The organism is Bacillus sp. MYb78 (assembly GCF_002975115.1).
GTDB classification, from domain to species: Bacteria; Bacillota; Bacilli; order Bacillales; family Bacillaceae_G; genus Bacillus_A; species Bacillus_A cereus.
Window position 1 is genome coordinate 1 of the sequence record NZ_PCOB01000040.1, and the last position, 18,512, is coordinate 18,512.

Here is an 18,512-nt window from a genome sequence, read left to right on the forward strand (position 1 = left end):
TGACGTTTCACGTTGTTTGTTTCGTTCAGTTTTCAAAGAACTACTTGGTCGCTCACTTGCGACTTCCTTATGTTAACATTTCTATTTTGTAATGTCAACTAAGTTTTTCATTTCGATTGCCGCTTTCGACGTTGTTTTCATCAGCGACTCGTATAATACTACACCTCTAGACTCTAATCGTCAATATGTTTTTCTAAAAAAATATAAAAAGACTTATTTCTTTTTAAAATAAGCCTTTTTATCATGTAGCACGCTATCGTTTATTATTTTTCTATAATAGGTAAAGAGACGATAAATCGAATAATACCCTCCTCATATTCAGCTCGAATACTACCACCTTGTAACTCAACAATACTTTTCGCAATCGCAAGCCCGAGTCCAGAACCTTCTGTTACTCTACTTCGAGATTGATCCTTCTTATAGAAACGTTCAAACAAATTCGCTAACTCTTCTCTCGTAAACTCTTCACTATGATTCGCAATTACAATTTGTATATCCCTGCGCTGCCTTTGAAGAGAAACTTTTATCTCCCCATCATCTTTACTATACTTAATCGCATTCATTAGTAAATTATCAAATACACGAACCATCTTTTCCGAATCAATCGATGCATAAGCACGTTCCTCAGGAAACTTCTTAACAAACGTAAGTCCATGCTCTTCCGCCTGCGGTACTAATTCTTCTATTAATTGCTCGAGTAACTCATTCATACAAACTTCTTGTTTTTCTAATACAACTTGTTCATTTGTTAACTTCGTATACTCAAATAAATCTTCTATTAAATTCTTTAGCTGCTCCGACTTTGCAAAAGCAATTCTCGTATACTCATCATGTTGTTCTTGATTTTCATATTTAGAATCTCTAAGTAATCGCAAGTAACCCATAATAGAAGTCAGCGGTGTACGTAAATCATGAGATACATTCGTAATAAGCTCATTTTTCTGCTTTTCTAATTTACGCTCTTTTTCTATATTATTCATAAGCTCTTCCGCCATATTATTAATATTCTCAGTTAAAGACGCAATCTCATCTTCACCTTTCTTCTCAATGCGGTACGCTAAGTTTCCTTTTTCTATTTCCTTTACACCTTCTGCCATTGCTTCAATCTGCTTCATCTTTCTCTTTGTTATATAGAAGAAAGAGAAAATGAATACAAGGACACCAATTAAAAATGGGAATGGTCCTTCTACTTTATAATACACTACCTCCCCTTGAGGAATCCCGCTTACAAACATATATAAGTTCTTACCTTCAATTGTAATAGGCGAGAATGTAATAAACTCTTTTCTTGATCTTTCAATATCATTATTATTTGAATAATTGATAGCAAATGAAGTCGCATTACGAATTGTATTATGCAAATTAATTTGTTCTTCTTGCGCTTGCTTCGTTTTATACAAAACTTTACCATTTTCGTCAGTAACTAATATTTTAAAGGCATCATTCCCTTGCTCTAAATTCTCATTTTCTAGTTCTATCATATTTTGTACAGCATCTAATTTATTTTCAGCAACCATCATTTCCGCTGTACTTTGAGCTTTACGATTAATTTGCTCCATACCATCTCTATAATTAATCTCAGCATGCTGGCTAGCATCTTCAAAAATAGGTGCTACTATCTTCGTTGATACAAAGAGACCTAATAACGCACAAGCAGTAAACGCCGTAATAAGTTGAATCCTTATACTCCGTTTCACGCTCTTTATTATCTTCCCAATTAACTCTCGAATTTTCCTAACATAAGTAAACGGATTAAATATCTTTTTCAATCTTATACCCCACTCCCCATACTGTTTTTATATATCTAGGCTTCCTTGGATTCTCCTCAATCTTTTCACGTACTTTTCGAATATGCACCATTACAGTATTATCAGACTGGAAAGATCGTTCGTTCCACACCTTTTCATAAATTTGCTCCGCACTAAACACCATACCTGGATTTCTAGCTAGCAATTCTAAAATTGAAAATTCCCTCGGGGTTAGTTTCACTTCTTCTCCCTCTACAATAACTTTATGGGTCGAGATATTTATTTTCATCTCTCCAATTTCTAGCTCGTCCTCATTTTGAATAGCAAAACCATTCATTTTCATATAACGGCGTAACTGAGATTTAATTCGTGCAATTAACTCTAATGGATTAAAGGGCTTCGTTACGTAATCATCTGCTCCTGTTGTTAATCCTAAAATCTTATCCATATCTTGCGTTTTCGCAGAAAGCATAATAATAGGCATCTCTTTCGATTCTCTTACTTTCATACACATATGAATACCATCTACTTTCGGCATCATAATATCTAATACGACTAGATGCACTTCATTTTCTTCCAGTAAACGTAGCCCTTCTTCTCCGTCCCCTGCTTGTAATACTTTATATCCTTCATTCTTTAAATAGATTGTAATTAAATTCCGAATTTCTTTTTCATCATCTACGACAAGTATTGTTTCGTGTGCCACAATATCTCCCCCATTACTTTTTTAATCCCTAACTTCTATTATAGGAAAACTTCTGAAGAAAAACGCTCGGAAATCCTTAAGTTTTTCTGAAGACGCAAAAAAGGTCTAGACTCCCCTTAAGTCTAGACCTTTTAAAAAACCCCTTTTATTTACGAACGTAGATGAAATATAGTACGAATAAAACTCCCATAACATACATAATCGGATGAACCTCTTTACGACGACCACTCACAACCATTGTAATTGGATAGAAGATAAATCCAATCGCAATCCCAGTTGCGATACTATACGTAAGTGGCATAGAGATAATTGTAAAGAATGCTGGCACTGCAATCTCGAATTTCTTCCAATCAATTTCCCCTAAAGAAGAAACCATCAAGATTCCTACAATAATTAAAGCTGGTGCCGTTACAGCTGGCGTTACAACACTTAGTAATGGCGAGAAGAATAGTGCCAGTAAGAAGAATCCTGCTGTTACAACTGCTGTAAATCCAGAACGTCCTCCGGCTGCTACCCCTGCAGACGATTCAATGTAAGACGTTGTTGTTGATGTACCCAAGATCGCACCAATTACAGTCGCAATCGCATCTGCAAATAATGCTTTTCCTGCACGTGGTAATTTATTGTTCTTCATTAATCCAGCTTGATTCGCAACCGCTACAAGCGTACCTGCTGTATCAAAGAAATCGATAAAGAAGAACGTTATAATAACAATCCCCATTTGAACTGTAAAAATATCTCCGAAGTGCGTTAACGCCACGCCGAACGTTGGTTCTAGACTCGGTATTGCTCCCACTACAGCTTTCGGAGTATCAATTAATCCTGTTGCCACTCCTAAGATCGCTGTAAGAATCATACCGTAAAATACAGCACCATTCACTTTCTTAATCATGAAGATGATTGTCGTAACAACCCCGAAGATTGCTAGTAACGTTGTGCCCTTTGTTAAGTCCCCCAACCCAACAAGAACAGCATCATTTTTCACGATAATTCCAGCATTTTGGAATCCAAGGAATGCAATGAACAATCCGATACCTGCTGCTACTGCAAACTTTAACTCCGATGGAATTGCATTAATGATTTTTTCACGAATACCTGAAGCAGTAAGAATAATAAAGATAATACCTGACATTAATGTTCCGGCAATGGCCGTTTGCCACGGAATACCCATCGTTAACACTGCTGTATAAGCAAAGAACGCGTTAATTCCCATACCTGGCGCTAAAGCAATTGGATACTTCGCGAAAATACCCATAATTAACGAACCGATTGCTGCCGCTAATGCCGTAGCAACGAATACTGCACCTGGATCCATCCCTGTACCTGCTGGTAACCCTTTAACATTTCCAAGCGACAGCGTAGCAGGATTGACAAATAGTACGTAAGCCATAGATAGAAATGTTGTTAACCCCGCTATGAACTCAGTCTTATAATTCGTACCGAGCTCATCAAACTGAAAATAGCGTTTCATCCTACGTTTCCCCCGTTATATGATTACTCGCCGTAATCTCCCTAGCCCTCTTTTATCTATTAAAAATAAAAAAGGCTTCCATTGCATATACATGGAAGCGTTCTATGAATAAAGACAAGTTTCCCCTCATCTTTATCTAAACGCCTCGTAGTCAAGCCATTTACGGTAGCTAGGTAGAAACTTTCGGGCCATATCCCCGATATTATACGACGGCATAATATTCACTTTTCGTTTGAATTACATACTCATATTAACTCTTGAATGTATTTTTGTCAATTTAAAAGCGAACATTTTTATATTTTTTTATATTTTCGTTCGTATTAACAACGAAAACAAAAAGATCCATCTATTCATGAATGATAGATGGATCTTTTTTATTACAATACTATTCCCACTCAATAGTTGCTGGTGGCTTACTCGTTACATCATACACGATACGGTTAACGTGTTTTACTTCGTTTACGATACGTACAGAGATTTTCTCTAGTACGTCCCAAGGGATACGTGCCCAATCAGCTGTCATACCGTCAATAGATGTTACTGCACGGATACCTACTGTGTAATCATAAGTACGCTCGTCACCCATAACACCTACGCTACGCATACCAGGAAGCGCCGTGAAGTATTGCCAGATTTCGCGGTCTAATCCTGCTTTAATAATTTCTTCACGTAAAATCGCATCAGATTCACGAACGATTTCTAATTTCTCTTCTGTGATTTCACCTAATACACGAATACCAAGACCAGGACCTGGGAATGGTTGACGCCATACGATTTCATCAGGAATTCCTAGTTCAGATCCTAATACACGTACTTCATCTTTAAATAACGTATTTAAAGGCTCAATTAATTTGAACTGCATGTCTTCTGGAAGTCCACCAACGTTATGGTGAGATTTAATTGTTTGTGCAGTTGCTGTACCACTTTCAACGATATCTGTGTAAAGTGTACCTTGTGCTAAGAAGTCCATACCTTGTAATTTAGATGCTTCATCATCAAATACGTAAATGAATTCGTTACCGATGATTTTACGTTTTTGTTCTGGATCTTCTACACCTTTTAACTTGTTCATGAAACGTTCTTGTGCATCCACTTTAATAACGTTCATATGGAAGCCTTCGCTAAATGTTTTCATAACGCCTTCTGCTTCACCTTTACGAAGTAAACCGTGGTCAACGAAAATACATGTTAACTGATCGCCGATTGCTTTATGAATTAATACTGCTACAACAGAAGAGTCTACGCCGCCACTAAGTGCACATAGTACTTTTTTGTCTCCAACAGTTTCACGGATCTTTTCTAATTCTACTTCGATAAAGTTCTCCATGTTCCATCCTTCAGAACAACCACATACGCCGAATACGAAGTTTTTAATTAAATCGTTACCGTGCTCAGAGTGACGTACTTCTGGATGGAATTGTACACCGTATAAGTTTTTCGCTTCATTGCTCATACCAGCAATTGGGCAAGACTCACTTGTTGCGTCTACTACGAATCCTTCAGGTAAACCAGTTACTAAGTCGCCATGACTCATCCATACAACTTGCTCTTCTGGAAGGTTCGCATATAATTTTGATTCGTTCTCTACTTTAAGAACAGCTTTTCCGTACTCACGGTGGTTGGCACGCTCTACTTTACCACCGAAGTGTTGTGTCATAAGCTGCATACCGTAACAGATACCGAAGATCGGTAAACCTAGTTCGAAGATTTTTTCATCACAATGTAATGCACCTTCACCGTATACGCTATTTGGTCCACCAGAGAAAATAATCCCTTTTGGATTCATTGCTTTAATTTCTTCTGCAGTAATTGTATGTGGATGAAGTTCACTGTATACACCGAACTCACGAATTCGACGTGCTATTAACTGATTGTATTGACTTCCAAAATCTAAAACGATAATTGTATCGTGTTGCTTCTTCAAAATAATCACCCCAACGTTAGTTCTCGTATATAAATATTTTCACCAATTTGGCGAAAAGCATTACTAATATAATAAAAAAAGCCAGTCCTCCGCCTCTAGTCTCATAACAAAGAAAAGGCAGGGGTCTGGCTTTATAAAGAAAGATAGTCTCCGCTCTTTATAAATATAAGACACACTGCCTTCATAGTCAGGTTGTTTACGGTAACCCGGTAGAGACTCTCAAACCATATCATTGAGGATATATGAAGGATCGTTTTATATTATCTTCCTAGATTCTAACAATGAAGTATCTATATGGTCAAGAGAGAAAGCGACAAAATTCTACAGAAATTCATTTCCTTTTCTAAAAAACATCCATTTCTATATAGAAATGGATGTTTTTTAGAAAAGAATTACATCATCCCACCCATGCCAAGCATTACCGGTGTAATTGATTCTAGTTTGTCAGCTACTACAGCTAAAGTCGTATCATCAGTTTCTCCCTATTTTTTACCTATCCGTATAAAAATTTCATCAACCTGTTCTAGCTCTTACGCTGGCATGAATACACACAAACAAAAGAGTTAATAGACACTATAAAAGCCTATGCAAGTTATACATAAGCTTTTTGTTATTCACGATTAGCTATTCTTCAAGTCCTAATCCTTAAAGCAATTATTAATAAGATTAAATATAATAATCAGGGTTTTCGTCCATTTTAATTAAAAATTCTTCTAAAGAATCCGCTATTTTTATGTTCTCAGAGTAGATGGGACACTGTCCTAATTCATTTTCTTCTTTAAATTTAATTGTTAAAAAGTTAAGTTCTGTTGCTTCAAAAAATACTAATGATTCATCATCATCTACATCATCTAGGTTTGGATTATATTCGTAAATATCCTGTCTTAAGCGAAAATCCGCAACTGAAATCGGGTCCATAAACCTGTTGAAAAACATTCTTTTATCAGACTTTAAAAAACCACAGCCTATTTCTTGATAAAAACGTTGCAGTTCTTTTGGGAGTTCCATTTGTAATAAGTTTTCTGCTTCATCTATCTCTTCTTGATATATAGGATAAAAAATAGGTTTTTGTTTAGAACGTACACTTCTGTCTGCTACAACATATTTTTTCAAAAAGTTAAACATAGCGTTAATACCTCCGTTATTTACTTTTTCTTAAAAATCTCTTTTGAAATACCTTCCTTGCCATGAATCCCACCTTGATGTTCAGTAGGAAATTTAGCTGGGTGTATATTCCACCACTCATGTTCTCCACCGTGTGCATTTTCAATAAAATGATGTGCATCATACGGGTCATCTACATGCCTTAGCGGTATTCCTCTTCTAGAAAGGATTTCTTCTTCATAAGTAGGCCATTTTTGATTAGTCTCCAGTTCCCACTCTTCTCTTAAATCATCTTTTAATCTACCAAATTCGCTTCTTCTTTTTGCAACTTCTTCTTTGCTTAATCGTTCATAACTATTATTTTCTATGTGTTCTTGTAGTAATTCCCTCTGTTTTTCAGGGATTTTTCTATTTGTAATTTCTTCTACTTGGCTAAGGTATTCTTGGAATCTAGGTGTATTTAAATTACCAGGGTCAGCAAACATAAATGTATTTCGTGCTTCTTCTAAAGAATTAAAAGAAGTTTTTGGAACATCTCTAAAATCACCAACATATGCAAAGGGGTCTCTCATTTTTAATTTATTTGAAAAATGAGAAATACTCTGTTCTGCTTTTATCCCTAATGTAGTCACTTTCCCTACTCTGCTTATTCCTTTATCCCCAACCCATCCCAATCCAAGTCCCATAAAAATACTTGTGCCCCATTTTGTACGACTTTCCGCATCACCATGCCAAAAATCATTCATAAATGAATCCGAAACAGTATTCCAAGCAGTAGAAACTGTCTCTATAGGGTGACCTATAGCATACTTAACATTTTCCTTTGCTACTGTATCATCTAATGAATCAAATCCTTCTACAAGCTCCCCCAATAACTTGCCCAGAGCCAACGTATATACCATCCCAAATTTTTCTCAGCATAGATTTTTCAGGGGGTTTGTCGCCCATTGCTCCTGCTTCTATCTTTTCATTAGATAAACTTCCATCAACTAAATTACCATCATAAAGTTCATCAGCATTACGAAACTTTTCAGCAGCATGCATTAGTTCTTCTGCAATCTTATCAAATTCCCTAAACACATTAAACATTTGAGGTTTTGTTTCATTAAACATCTGATAAAATCTTTGACTCGTTGCACCATTCCACATTGAAGCTACGTATTCCGTTTGGTTATATAAATCTTTATGTATTTGTTCTAACCTATTTTTAGTTTCAAGAACAAGCTTTGCTGACTGTTCTAGCCGTTCTGGCGTAACCTTTATTTGCGTCATGCTACCCCTTCTCCATACAATATTTTACACAAAAATTATATCACGTGAAGCTATTTCACCGTACTAAATATTCGGAATTTACTACCAAAAAATTATCCCCCCCCTTTTTAAGAAGTTGAAACGCCGCTGTCTAAATAAACACGCGAATCCTATCAAAATATATCTTCTCTTATTAACTTTCTCTTTGCAAAATCAAGTATCCCTCTCACTTTTTCAGGATGATTTATTCCACGTAAATGCCCAAATACACTGTAACTTCGTATTTATTGTTTTAGCTGTATTACCTTTATCTTGGAATAACGTACATAGCTTTTCACATAAAGAGTTTTAATTTCTTCAACATTCAAAATGTCATTATCGTGACAGTAATTGATAAAACTACCTAATAGAACCTCATAATTTTGATATTTACCCTCGTTATATTCCCGAACTTACGGTCTTCAAGAAATTCCTTTTATGCAATTTTAAAAAACATAAAAAAGACTACCTCCTCTCATCAAGGAAGTAGCCTTCTTCTAATTAACTATTTATACATTGCACAGCTTCACAGAGTGATGCTTATTACATCATTCCGCCCATACCGCCCATGCCCATGCCGCCCATGTCAGGCATTGCTGGTGCATTTGGTTCTGGCTTGTCAGCTACTACAGCTTCAGTTGTTAAGAACATAGCTGCAACAGATGCTGCGTTTTGAAGTGCAGAACGAGTTACTTTAGCTGGATCTACGATACCAGACTCAAGCATGTTAACCCATTCGCCAGTAGCTGCGTTGAAACCAACGCCTACTTTTTCGCCTTTTAGACGCTCGACAACTACAGATCCTTCTAGACCAGCGTTGATTGCGATTTGACGAACTGGCTCTTCTAGTGCGCGAAGTACGATGTTGATACCTGTTGCTTCGTCGCCTTCAGCTACGATAGAAGCTACTTTCGTGTATACGTTCATAAGTGAAGTACCACCACCTGCAACGATACCTTCTTCTACTGCTGCACGAGTTGAGTTAAGTGCATCTTCAATGCGAAGTTTGCGCTCTTTCAACTCAGTTTCAGTTGCTGCACCTACTTTAATTACCGCTACGCCACCTGCTAGTTTAGCAAGACGCTCTTGTAATTTTTCACGATCGAATTCAGAAGTTGTTTCTTCTAATTGCGCACGAATTTGACCGATGCGAGCTGCGATTTGCTCTGTATTTCCAATACCTTCAACTACAGTTGTGTTTTCTTTTGTAACAACAACTTTACCAGCGCGTCCTAAAGATTCAACTGTAGCAGATTTTAAGTCACGACCTAATTCTTCAGTGATTACTTCGCCACCAGTTAAGATTGCGATATCTTCTAGCATTGCTTTACGACGGTCACCAAATCCAGGAGCTTTAACAGCTACTACATTGAATGTACCACGAAGTTTGTTCACTACTAATGTAGCTAAAGCTTCGCCTTCTACATCTTCAGCAATGATAAGAAGTGGTTTACCTTGTTGTACCACTTGCTCTAATACTGGTAAGATTTCTTGAATGTTAGAAATCTTTTTGTCAGTAATTAAGATATATGGGTTATCAAGAACTGCTTCCATTTTGTCAGAATCAGTAATCATGTAAGGAGATGCATATCCACGATCAAATTGCATACCTTCTACTACGTCTAATTCTGTTGTGAATCCTTTAGACTCTTCTAAAGTAATAACGCCGTCGTTACCAACGCGCTCCATTGCTTCAGCGATTAATTGACCTACTTCTTCGTCAGCTGCAGAAATAGCAGCTACTTGTGCGATAGAAGATTTGCCTTCGATTGGTTTAGAAATCGTTTTTAATTCTTCAATTGCAGCAGTAACAGCTTTTTCGATACCTTTACGAAGACCCATTGGGTTAGCACCAGCTGTTACGTTTTTAAGACCTTCACGAATCATAGCTTGCGCTAATACAGTTGCAGTTGTTGTTCCGTCACCAGCTACATCATTTGTTTTGCTAGCAACTTCTGCTACTAATTTTGCACCCATGTTTTCGAATGCATCTTCTAATTCGATTTCTTTTGCGATTGTTACACCATCATTTGTAATAAGTGGTGAACCGAATTTTTTCTCAAGTACAACGTTACGACCTTTTGGTCCAAGTGTTACTTTTACTGCGTTTGCAAGAGTGTCGACACCGCGAAGCATCGAACGACGTGCTTCTTCACTAAATTTAATATCTTTTGCCATAATAATTGACCCCCTTGGATTTTTTAAGATTTATATAATTAACCGATAACTGCTAAAATGTCACTTTCACGTAAAATCAAGTAGTCTGTACCTTCATATTTCACTTCAGTACCTGCATATTTTGAGAAGATGATAAGATCACCTGCTGCTACCTCTAAAGCAACACGCTCACCATTTTCAAGCACTCGACCAGTACCTACTGCAACAACTTTACCCTCTTGTGGTTTTTCTTTTGCGGTATCTGGTAATACGATACCACTTGCTGTTTTTTCTTCTGCTTGAACAAGCTCAATTACAACGCGATCACCTAATGGCTTTAGCATGAACAATAACCTCCTCATTTTGTTATGTAAATTTTATTTATTAGCACTCAAGTCATCCGAGTGCTAACACACTTATAATAATAAATAATCTCAATTTCTTTTGCAAGTAAAAAAATCATAATTTTTTCGCAAATTACTATATAAACTTTCTATATAGAATACTGCCTTTACTATATGAATCGTTGTTTCCCCAACTCGTATGTTACAATATGAAAGACACCCTAAGTTGTTTTCGCTAAACGTACAACTTTTTCCTGTCTCTTACTTCAATTTCAAATATGTATTTACAAAAAAATCATAATTCGGATGAAAGTTTATATCGTAGATAACATATTTACATGTTATCCTACCTCATCTCATACACTAGAGTTAGAAAGGATGGTTAAACCATTTGAAGAAACAATACTGGTGGATTATCGTTACATACATTTTAATGCAGTTATCTGGCGTTGTTGGATTACCACTTCTCCTAAAAACAGGACTCTATGATAATAGAGGATTTACCATTGAAGAAAAAGGACAAATTATAACGGGACACTGGGCAATCATTAGCTTCTTTATTGCATTATGTATCGTGCTTTGGTTACTTAGAACAGATATTCGTGACAGGCATTTAGATCCAATGCGCTCTTCTGTTCCAGCTACTATTGGATGGATTTTCATCGGGTTCTTCTTAGCAATCATCTCACAATCCATTGCAGGTATGATTGAAATGTATGTATTTGGGGTTCCACGTGGATCTGAGAATACAGACAGACTGATGGACATCGCAAGAACGATACCTTGGTTCCTTATTGTTGTATCTATAATTGGACCTATCTTAGAAGAAATCGTATTTAGAAAAATTTTATTTGGTACACTTTATAAGAAGTTTAACTTCTTTATCGCAGCTATCATTAGTTCGCTTGTATTCGCAGCAATTCATTTTGATTTTACTCACTTATTGGTATACACTGCTATGGGGCTCGTATTCGCCTTCTTATATGTGAAGACGAAACGTATTATCGTTCCGATTGCAGCTCATGTTGCGATGAATACATTAGTCGCTATTGGGCAAATTTTTATGAGCAATGAGCAAATTCAAGAAATGATTAAAGAAGCTGAAAAAATGCAAGGCTTTATCGGAGGATTTTTTGTATGAGAAACTCACCATTGTTCATGGCTGCACTATACTTCCTTCTTGGATGTATCTTTACACGCTTCGCCATTACGAACGTGACAGATACAATCTGGAATATGTGGACAATACTATTTGCAGTTATGGCAACAATTGATTTTAATTTGGCACTTCGCCTTATATTAGTTAAATTCACAAAGAAGAAACAATAATAAAACGCAGAGGTCGCTTCCTCTGCGTTTTATTGTGGATAGTTTTTCAAAAAGTAAACTAATGTTTGTAACTCTACAGCTAAATCAATATGATGAATTCTAATATTCTCTGATACGTTTAATCGCGCTGGTGTGAAATTCAAAATACCATGCACGCTCGTTTCAGCTAATCTATCTGCTACAGCTTGTGCTACTGTAGCCGGTACTGTTAATATTGCCACTTGTATATCATTTGATAATCTCTCTTCTAATTCATCTAAATGGTATACAGGAATGCCCCCGATTTCTGTTCCAACTTTCTCTTCACTAACATCAAATGCCATTTCAATTTTTGTATTATTGTTTTTCGTGAAATTATAATGTAAGAAAGCGGTCCCTAAATTACCTACTCCAATAAGTGCTACACGCGTTATATCATCTTGATCAAGTGTTTCGCGGAAAAATGATAATAAATAATTTACGTTATATCCATATCCCTTTTTCCCTAACGCTCCAAAATACGAAAAATCTCTTCGTATTGTTGCGGAATCTACTTTTACCGCTTCACTCAATTCGGCCGATGAAACACGCTGCTTACCAGAAAGAGATAAGTTTTGGATAAATCGATAGTATAGAGGCAATCTTTTAGCAGTGGCTTGTGGAATCTTTTGCTGATCCATATGACCTCTCCTCTCTTCCTATCTTTATTCATATACTTTAATCAAATACAGAAGTTTAGCACTCATTAAATTCCTTGTATAATAAAGAGAAGAAGTATTCTCTCTTATTTTAAACTATACACTATTTTTAGTATGATTGAGAAATATAAACATGGCAAAGTTAAGAAATTATTTGAGGTGAAAACATTGATTTTATTACAAGTAAATGGACTTTCGAAATTATACGGTGCAGAAACAATTCTTGCAAACATAAAATTGGAAGTACAAACAAAAGATCGTATCGCATTAGTTGGAAGGAATGGAGCTGGAAAATCTACATTATTAAAAATTATCGCTGGTGAATTATCACATGATGGTGGCGAAATTATAAAACCGAAAGATGTCTCAATCGGGTATTTAGCTCAAAATACCGGCCTAGAAACGTCTTTAACAATTTGGGATGAAATGCTAACCGTCTTTACCCACTTACAGCAAATGGAGACAAAACTTCGAAGGCTTGAGCAAGAAATGGGAAAAGAAGAAAACTTTTCAAACGAAGCTATATATGAAAGATTGTTAGCTGATTATGACCAATTGCAACTCAATTATAAAGATCAAGGTGGATATCAATATGAAGCGGATATTCGCTCCATTTTAAGCGGCCTTGGCTTCCCAGTTGAAACGCACCAGACGACGATTTCTACTTTAAGCGGTGGGCAAAAAACAAGATTAGCTCTCGGAAAATTATTATTAACAAAACCAGACTTACTTATTTTGGACGAGCCTACAAACCATTTAGACATCGAAACATTAACATGGCTTGAGCAATATTTACAAGGTTATCCTGGCGCAATATTAATCGTTTCACATGACCGTTATTTCTTAGACAAACTTGTTACACAAGTATATGAAATTTCGAATAAAGAAAGCAGACGATTTGTTGGTAACTACAGTAAATATTTAGACTTAAAATCAGCATTATATGAGCAAGAAATGAAACGTTACGAAAAACAACAAGATGAAATCGCAAAACTTGAGGACTTCGTTCAAAAGAATATAGCTCGCGCCTCTACAACGAAACGTGCTCAAAGTCGCCGTAAACAACTAGACAGAATGGAATTATTAACGAGACCATTAGGGGATTCTAAGTCAGCATCATTCCACTTCGATATTGAAAAGCAAAGTGGAAATGATGTTTTACAAGTAAAGGATGCAACCATTGGCTATGATGAGGACCCTATAATTGAAAACGTAACTATGCGCTTAACTCGCGGAGATAGTGTTGCTTTAGTTGGTCCAAACGGAATTGGGAAATCCACATTATTAAAATCTATTGTGAATAAGTTACCACTATTAAATGGTGATGTTTCTTTCGGATCAAATGTATCTGTTGGTTATTATGATCAAGAACAAGCAAACTTAACATCTTCTAAACGGGTTTTAAATGAACTATGGGATGAATATCCACTGCAACCTGAAAAAGAAATCCGTACTATACTCGGGAACTTTTTATTTACAGGAGATGATGTACTGAAACCAGTATCTTCCCTTAGTGGTGGACAAAAAGCTCGATTAGCTCTTGCGAAACTTATGATGCAAAAGTCAAATTTATTAATTCTGGATGAGCCTACGAACCACCTTGATTTAAATAGTAAAGAGATTTTAGAGAATGCTTTAATTGATTATCCAGGGACTCTTCTATTTGTCTCACATGATCGCTACTTCATTAACCGTGTAACAACGACTGTGGTTGAGTTATCAACAGAAGGTGCACAGGAATATTTAGGGGATTACGATTACTATGTGGAGAAGAAAAATGAAATGGTTGAACGCGCAGCATTTGAACAACTTGAACAGCAAGAAAATCAGGCACCTGTTCAAAAAACTGTAGCTCAAGAAAAATTAAATTATCTCGAAGAAAAAGAGCGTAAACAATTAGAACGTCAACGCACTCGAAAAATTGAAGAACTAGAACAAAACATCGTAAACTTAGAAGAAGAAATTGCTACGTTAGAAGATCAACTTTGCTTACCAGAAATATATGCAGATTATGAAAAAGCGAGTGAAATTACAACTAAAAAACAAACGCTACAAGAACAACTTGAAACTTGTATGGCAGAGTGGGAAGAGCTGCATGTATAAGAGTATTTAAATAAGGAAGATGTCTCATTAGTCATGATTTTTGACTATGTGACATCTTTTTTCTTTAAGTACATAAATAATTTTTTGAATATATCAATGGTAACTCGGAATATATCAACCAATTTTCAAATACATCTATTGTCACCCTATATATATAAACGATTCGACACGAAATATCGATTTACCGACAAGGATTGACAATATCAGCACCCTCTATAATAGAAGGATATTTCAAAATGTTTTTCAGGGATATCTTCTTACTTTTTATTTCCCGAAAAACAATATATTCAAAGGTCAGACTTCATCTAGTTTATCCACAAACTTATACACATATCCACCTTTATAAAATAGCTAACAAAACAACTTTTCCACATTATCCACAACTAACAAAAAAGATATCAACACTTTATATACACAACAAAACCCACATTATCAACAGATAATATGGGTTTTATCCACAAGCTGTGGTTAATTATGTGCATAACTATGCTTCAATATCTAATCCTGGATTCGCATTTAAGGCTAATGTTGCACGCTTGCCTTGTTCATACGCAATTGTCCCTGCCGCTGCAATCATTGCTGCATTATCTGAGCATAAAGATAGCGGTGGAATAATTAGTTCAATGTTTTCTTTTTGTGCAAATTCTTCTTCTAATCGCGCACGAAGTCCTTTATTAGCAGCTACTCCACCAGCAAGAAGTAATTGCTTTACATTATAAGCTTCTGCTGCACGAGCTGCTTTCGTTACAAGTACATCTATTACACTTTCTTGGAAACTTGCCGCTAAATCTTCTGGTTTAATTTCTATACCACGTTGTTTCGCGTTATGCACAGTGTTGATAACTGCTGATTTCAATCCACTAAAGCTAAAATCATATGAATTCGGTTCTAGCCATGCACGAGGCAAATCAATTGTTGGTTCTCCTTCATGTGCAAGACGATCAATATGCGGACCACCTGGATATGGCATAGATAACGTACGAGCTACTTTATCATATGCTTCTCCAGCTGCATCATCTCGCGTTTCACCAATTACTTCAAATGAACCATGTTCTTTCATATAAACAAGTTCTGTATGCCCACCAGATACAACAAGTGATAATAGCGGGAATTGAACTTCTTTTACTAAACGGTTCGCATAAATATGACCTGCAATATGATGAACACCGACTAGCGGAATATCATGTGCAAAAGCTACTGCCTTCGCTGCATTTACCCCAATTAGAAGTGCTCCTACTAAACCAGGCCCTTCTGTTACAGCAATTGCATCAATATCATCAAATGTGATATTTGCTTCTTTTAAAGCTTCTTCTAACACAACTGTAATTTCTTCTACATGATGACGGGATGCAATCTCTGGTACAACCCCGCCAAAACGTTTATGACTTTCGATTTGTGATGCAACGACATTCGCAATAATTTCCGTTCCATTTTTAACAACCGCTACCGCTGTTTCATCACAGCTTGTTTCAATCCCAAGTATAATCGTATTTTTTTCCATTATATATTCACCCACATTACAAGACCATCTTCCTGATTGTCTGCATAGTATCGTTTACGAATTCCACCATTTTGAAATCCGTATTTTTTGTACAACTGCTTTGCTACTTCATTTGATACACGTACTTCAAGCGTCATTGTTTTTACTCCTAGTTCTTTCGCTTCTGAAATAACTGCTTTCAATAAGGCATCTCCCAATTTTTGACCTCGGTATTCTGGCAAAATAGCTATATTTGTTATATGTGATTCATCAATAATTATCCACAATCCACAATATCCGATTACACGACCATCTTTTTCTAACACAATATAATGTGCATGTTCATTCATCGTTAATTCACGGTGAAAGGCATCTGCAGTCCAAGGAGTTGAAAAAGATACTTCTTCAATAGCTACAATTTGAGCAATATCATCAAGTTCCATCTTTCTAAATATCATATCCATCTTCTGCAAGGCCCCTACTTGTTTTGACTTTCTAACCACTTTGTTTCAGCTTCAGCTAAACGAAGATAGCTTGGAACAAACGTATGCACATCTTGTTCTTCTTGTTGTAATCCTAAGAATGCTAGCTCACTTGGTCTTGGATTATTTTTAGTAAAAGGAGCGAATACAGCTTGATCACCTAAATGTTCTATAATTGTTTCTTTATGCAATTTAACATCATTACCGATAAATAAAACAGGCTGTCCTTTATCTTTTAACATTTGCAACCAGTCCACAATAAGAATAATTCGGTCTTCTTCTATTGAAGTTAACTGCTCTCCTTCATATGTATATAATCCAGTATAAATTTGCCCACGTCTTCCATCAAATAAAGGACAAATTAACCCATTAAAGTTAGCACCGTTTGCAGCTACTACCTCTAAACTTGATACACCTACAATTGGTATTTGAAGTGACCAAGCTAATGTTTTTGCCGCTGTCACGCCTATGCGAACACCTGTATATGATCCAGGTCCAGCAGCTACTACGATTTTAGTTAATTCCTTCGGTTTTACACCACATTCTTTTAACAGTTGCTCTACAGCTGGCATAAGACGTACAGAATGGTTTTTCGTCAAATTTGTAATGATTTCCCCAATCACGTTTCCTTCCTCAATAAGGGATACACCCATTACGTAATTTGAAGTATCAATTGCTAGTACTTTCATCTTGTAATAGCTCCTCACATAATCTAATATAGCGATCTCCAATTGGCTCGAGTATAATTTTTCTTGTGTCATCTCCCGCATGGAATAAACTAATTTGTAACTTTTCATTCGGTAAATATGCTTCTATTAAATGAGCCCATTCCACTACCGTAATTCCTTCACCGTAGAAATACTCATCAAAGCCTAAGTCCTCTTCGCTTTCTGCTAAGCGATACACGTCCATATGATATAGCGGTAATCTTCCTTTATATTCTTTAATAATATTAAAGGTAGGACTATTTACAACTCTTTTCACTCCAAGACCTTTTGCTAGTCCCTTTGTAAAAGTCGTCTTACCAGCTCCAAGATCTCCTTCTAAAATAATTACATCTTGTGCTTCTACGAGTTCACCTAGTTTTTCTGATAATCTTTGTGTTTCCGCAGAAGATTTTGTTGTTACTTCATATTTTCTCACAGACTTCACCTACTTTACTCACAATGTTCTCCGCTCTTTATTATACAGGTTTTGAATATATAAAAAAGTCCTTAGGAGTTGTCCTAAGGATAGTTTGACTGTCTTTATTAGTTTTTTGTTAAAACAAATAAAAAAATACGAAACAACTTGTTTCGTTCTTTTCTTTATATAAAATGGCGGTCCCGACCGGGGTCGAACCGGCGATCTCCTGCGTGACAGGCAGGCATGTTAACCACTACACCACGGGACCATTTGGTTGCGGGGACAGGATTTGAACCTGCGACCTTCGGGTTATGAGCCCGACGAGCTACCGTACTGCTCCACCCCGCGATGATATAAATAGCTTGGCGACGTCCTACTCTCACAGGGACAAGGTCCCAACTACCATCGGCGCTAGAGAGCTTAACTTCCGTGTTCGGTATGGGAACGGGTGTGACCTCTCTGCCATCATCACCAAACTATGAAGGCATATTCCTTCAAAACTAGATAACATTTGCTACATATTATATGGTTAAGTCCTCGATCTATTAGTATTCGTCAGCTCCACATGTCAC

The 18,512-nt window shown here is 36.5% G+C and carries 15 protein-coding genes, 2 tRNA genes, 1 rRNA gene, 1 pseudogene and 2 riboswitches; of the genes and pseudogenes, 3 read left to right on the plus strand and 16 right to left on the minus strand.

Annotated features, from left to right (window positions below; genetic code table 11):
* Positions 1–263 precede the first annotated feature (263 nt).
* From CQ064_RS31960 to groES, 8 genes and pseudogenes are all read right to left on the minus strand, one after another.
* Positions 264–1,769, minus strand: coding sequence for a HAMP domain-containing sensor histidine kinase (locus tag CQ064_RS31960; RefSeq protein WP_000719239.1), 1,506 nt, complete (start codon positions 1,767–1,769; stop codon positions 264–266).
* Entirely contained in the window at positions 1,753–2,454 is a 702-nt protein-coding gene (locus CQ064_RS31965; RefSeq protein ID WP_000929891.1) for a response regulator transcription factor, read from the minus strand. The genes CQ064_RS31960 and CQ064_RS31965 overlap by 17 nt, the downstream gene beginning before the upstream one ends.
* A 145-nt stretch (positions 2,455–2,599) precedes the next feature.
* Positions 2,600–3,925: an NCS2 family permease gene (locus tag CQ064_RS31970; protein ID WP_000833096.1), complete on the minus strand. Its 1,326-nt coding sequence runs from the start codon at positions 3,923–3,925 to the stop codon at positions 2,600–2,602.
* A gap of 128 nt (positions 3,926–4,053) precedes the next feature.
* A riboswitch (purine riboswitch) is annotated at positions 4,054–4,155 on the minus strand.
* Between the two features lie 155 nt (positions 4,156–4,310).
* The gene (gene guaA / locus CQ064_RS31975; protein ID WP_000743908.1) at positions 4,311–5,849 is read right to left on the minus strand and encodes a glutamine-hydrolyzing GMP synthase; all 1,539 of its coding nucleotides are present in this window, start codon (positions 5,847–5,849) and stop codon (positions 4,311–4,313) included.
* Positions 5,850–6,013: 164 nt separating this feature from the next.
* Positions 6,014–6,115: riboswitch (purine riboswitch) on the minus strand.
* A gap of 400 nt (positions 6,116–6,515) precedes the next feature.
* On the minus strand, positions 6,516–6,974 hold the full coding sequence (locus CQ064_RS31980; RefSeq protein ID WP_000481695.1) for an SMI1/KNR4 family protein: 459 nt from the start codon (positions 6,972–6,974) through the stop codon (positions 6,516–6,518).
* A gap of 20 nt (positions 6,975–6,994) precedes the next feature.
* A pseudogene (locus CQ064_RS31985) lies at positions 6,995–8,225 on the minus strand (WXG100 family type VII secretion target).
* Positions 8,226–8,786: 561 nt separating this feature from the next.
* Positions 8,787–10,421 carry a chaperonin GroEL gene (gene groL, locus CQ064_RS31995; RefSeq protein ID WP_001029992.1) on the minus strand — a complete coding sequence of 545 codons (1,635 nt, stop codon included), beginning with the start codon at positions 10,419–10,421 and terminating at the stop codon, positions 8,787–8,789.
* A gap of 38 nt (positions 10,422–10,459) precedes the next feature.
* On the minus strand, positions 10,460–10,744 hold the full coding sequence (gene groES / locus CQ064_RS32000; protein ID WP_000917311.1) for a co-chaperone GroES: 285 nt from the start codon (positions 10,742–10,744) through the stop codon (positions 10,460–10,462).
* Between the two features lie 391 nt (positions 10,745–11,135).
* On the opposite strand from groES, the gene CQ064_RS32005 reads away from it, so the two are divergent.
* Positions 11,136–11,885, plus strand: a complete 750-nt coding sequence (locus CQ064_RS32005; protein WP_000745323.1) for a CPBP family intramembrane glutamic endopeptidase — start codon at positions 11,136–11,138, stop codon at positions 11,883–11,885.
* A complete protein-coding gene (locus tag CQ064_RS32010) occupies positions 11,882–12,073 on the plus strand; it encodes a YdiK family protein (protein ID WP_001246201.1) in 192 nt (63 codons plus the stop codon). The genes CQ064_RS32005 and CQ064_RS32010 overlap by 4 nt, the downstream gene beginning before the upstream one ends.
* A 29-nt stretch (positions 12,074–12,102) precedes the next feature.
* Here CQ064_RS32010 and CQ064_RS32015 read toward each other — a convergent pair whose 3' ends face one another.
* Positions 12,103–12,732 (minus strand): redox-sensing transcriptional repressor Rex, encoded by a 630-nt coding sequence (locus tag CQ064_RS32015; protein ID WP_000372699.1) that lies wholly within the window; start codon positions 12,730–12,732, stop codon positions 12,103–12,105.
* 186 nt (positions 12,733–12,918) lie between these two features.
* Here CQ064_RS32015 and CQ064_RS32020 point away from each other — a divergent pair, with 186 nt between their 5' ends.
* Entirely contained in the window at positions 12,919–14,853 is a 1,935-nt protein-coding gene (locus CQ064_RS32020) for an ABC-F family ATP-binding cassette domain-containing protein (RefSeq protein WP_000602178.1), read from the plus strand.
* Between the two features lie 484 nt (positions 14,854–15,337).
* Here CQ064_RS32020 and tsaD read toward each other — a convergent pair whose 3' ends face one another.
* The 7 genes from tsaD to rrf form a co-directional block, all read right to left on the minus strand.
* Positions 15,338–16,354, minus strand: a complete 1,017-nt coding sequence (gene tsaD, locus CQ064_RS32025; protein ID WP_000414594.1) for a tRNA (adenosine(37)-N6)-threonylcarbamoyltransferase complex transferase subunit TsaD — start codon at positions 16,352–16,354, stop codon at positions 15,338–15,340.
* Positions 16,354–16,797 (minus strand): ribosomal protein S18-alanine N-acetyltransferase, encoded by a 444-nt coding sequence (gene rimI, locus CQ064_RS32030; protein ID WP_000367207.1) that lies wholly within the window; start codon positions 16,795–16,797, stop codon positions 16,354–16,356. The genes tsaD and rimI overlap by 1 nt, the downstream gene beginning before the upstream one ends.
* Before the next feature lie 14 nt (positions 16,798–16,811).
* The gene (gene tsaB / locus CQ064_RS32035; protein ID WP_000865771.1) at positions 16,812–17,504 is read right to left on the minus strand and encodes a tRNA (adenosine(37)-N6)-threonylcarbamoyltransferase complex dimerization subunit type 1 TsaB; all 693 of its coding nucleotides are present in this window, start codon (positions 17,502–17,504) and stop codon (positions 16,812–16,814) included.
* Positions 17,485–17,958 (minus strand): tRNA (adenosine(37)-N6)-threonylcarbamoyltransferase complex ATPase subunit type 1 TsaE, encoded by a 474-nt coding sequence (tsaE, locus tag CQ064_RS32040; RefSeq protein WP_001233790.1) that lies wholly within the window; start codon positions 17,956–17,958, stop codon positions 17,485–17,487. The genes tsaB and tsaE overlap by 20 nt, the downstream gene beginning before the upstream one ends.
* A gap of 174 nt (positions 17,959–18,132) precedes the next feature.
* A tRNA-Asp gene (locus CQ064_RS32045) sits at positions 18,133–18,208 on the minus strand.
* A 3-nt stretch (positions 18,209–18,211) separates the two neighbouring features.
* Positions 18,212–18,288, minus strand: a tRNA-Met gene (locus CQ064_RS32050).
* Positions 18,289–18,300: 12 nt separating this feature from the next.
* Positions 18,301–18,416, minus strand: a 5S ribosomal RNA gene (gene rrf / locus CQ064_RS32055).
* Between the last annotated feature and the right edge of the window lie 96 nt (positions 18,417–18,512).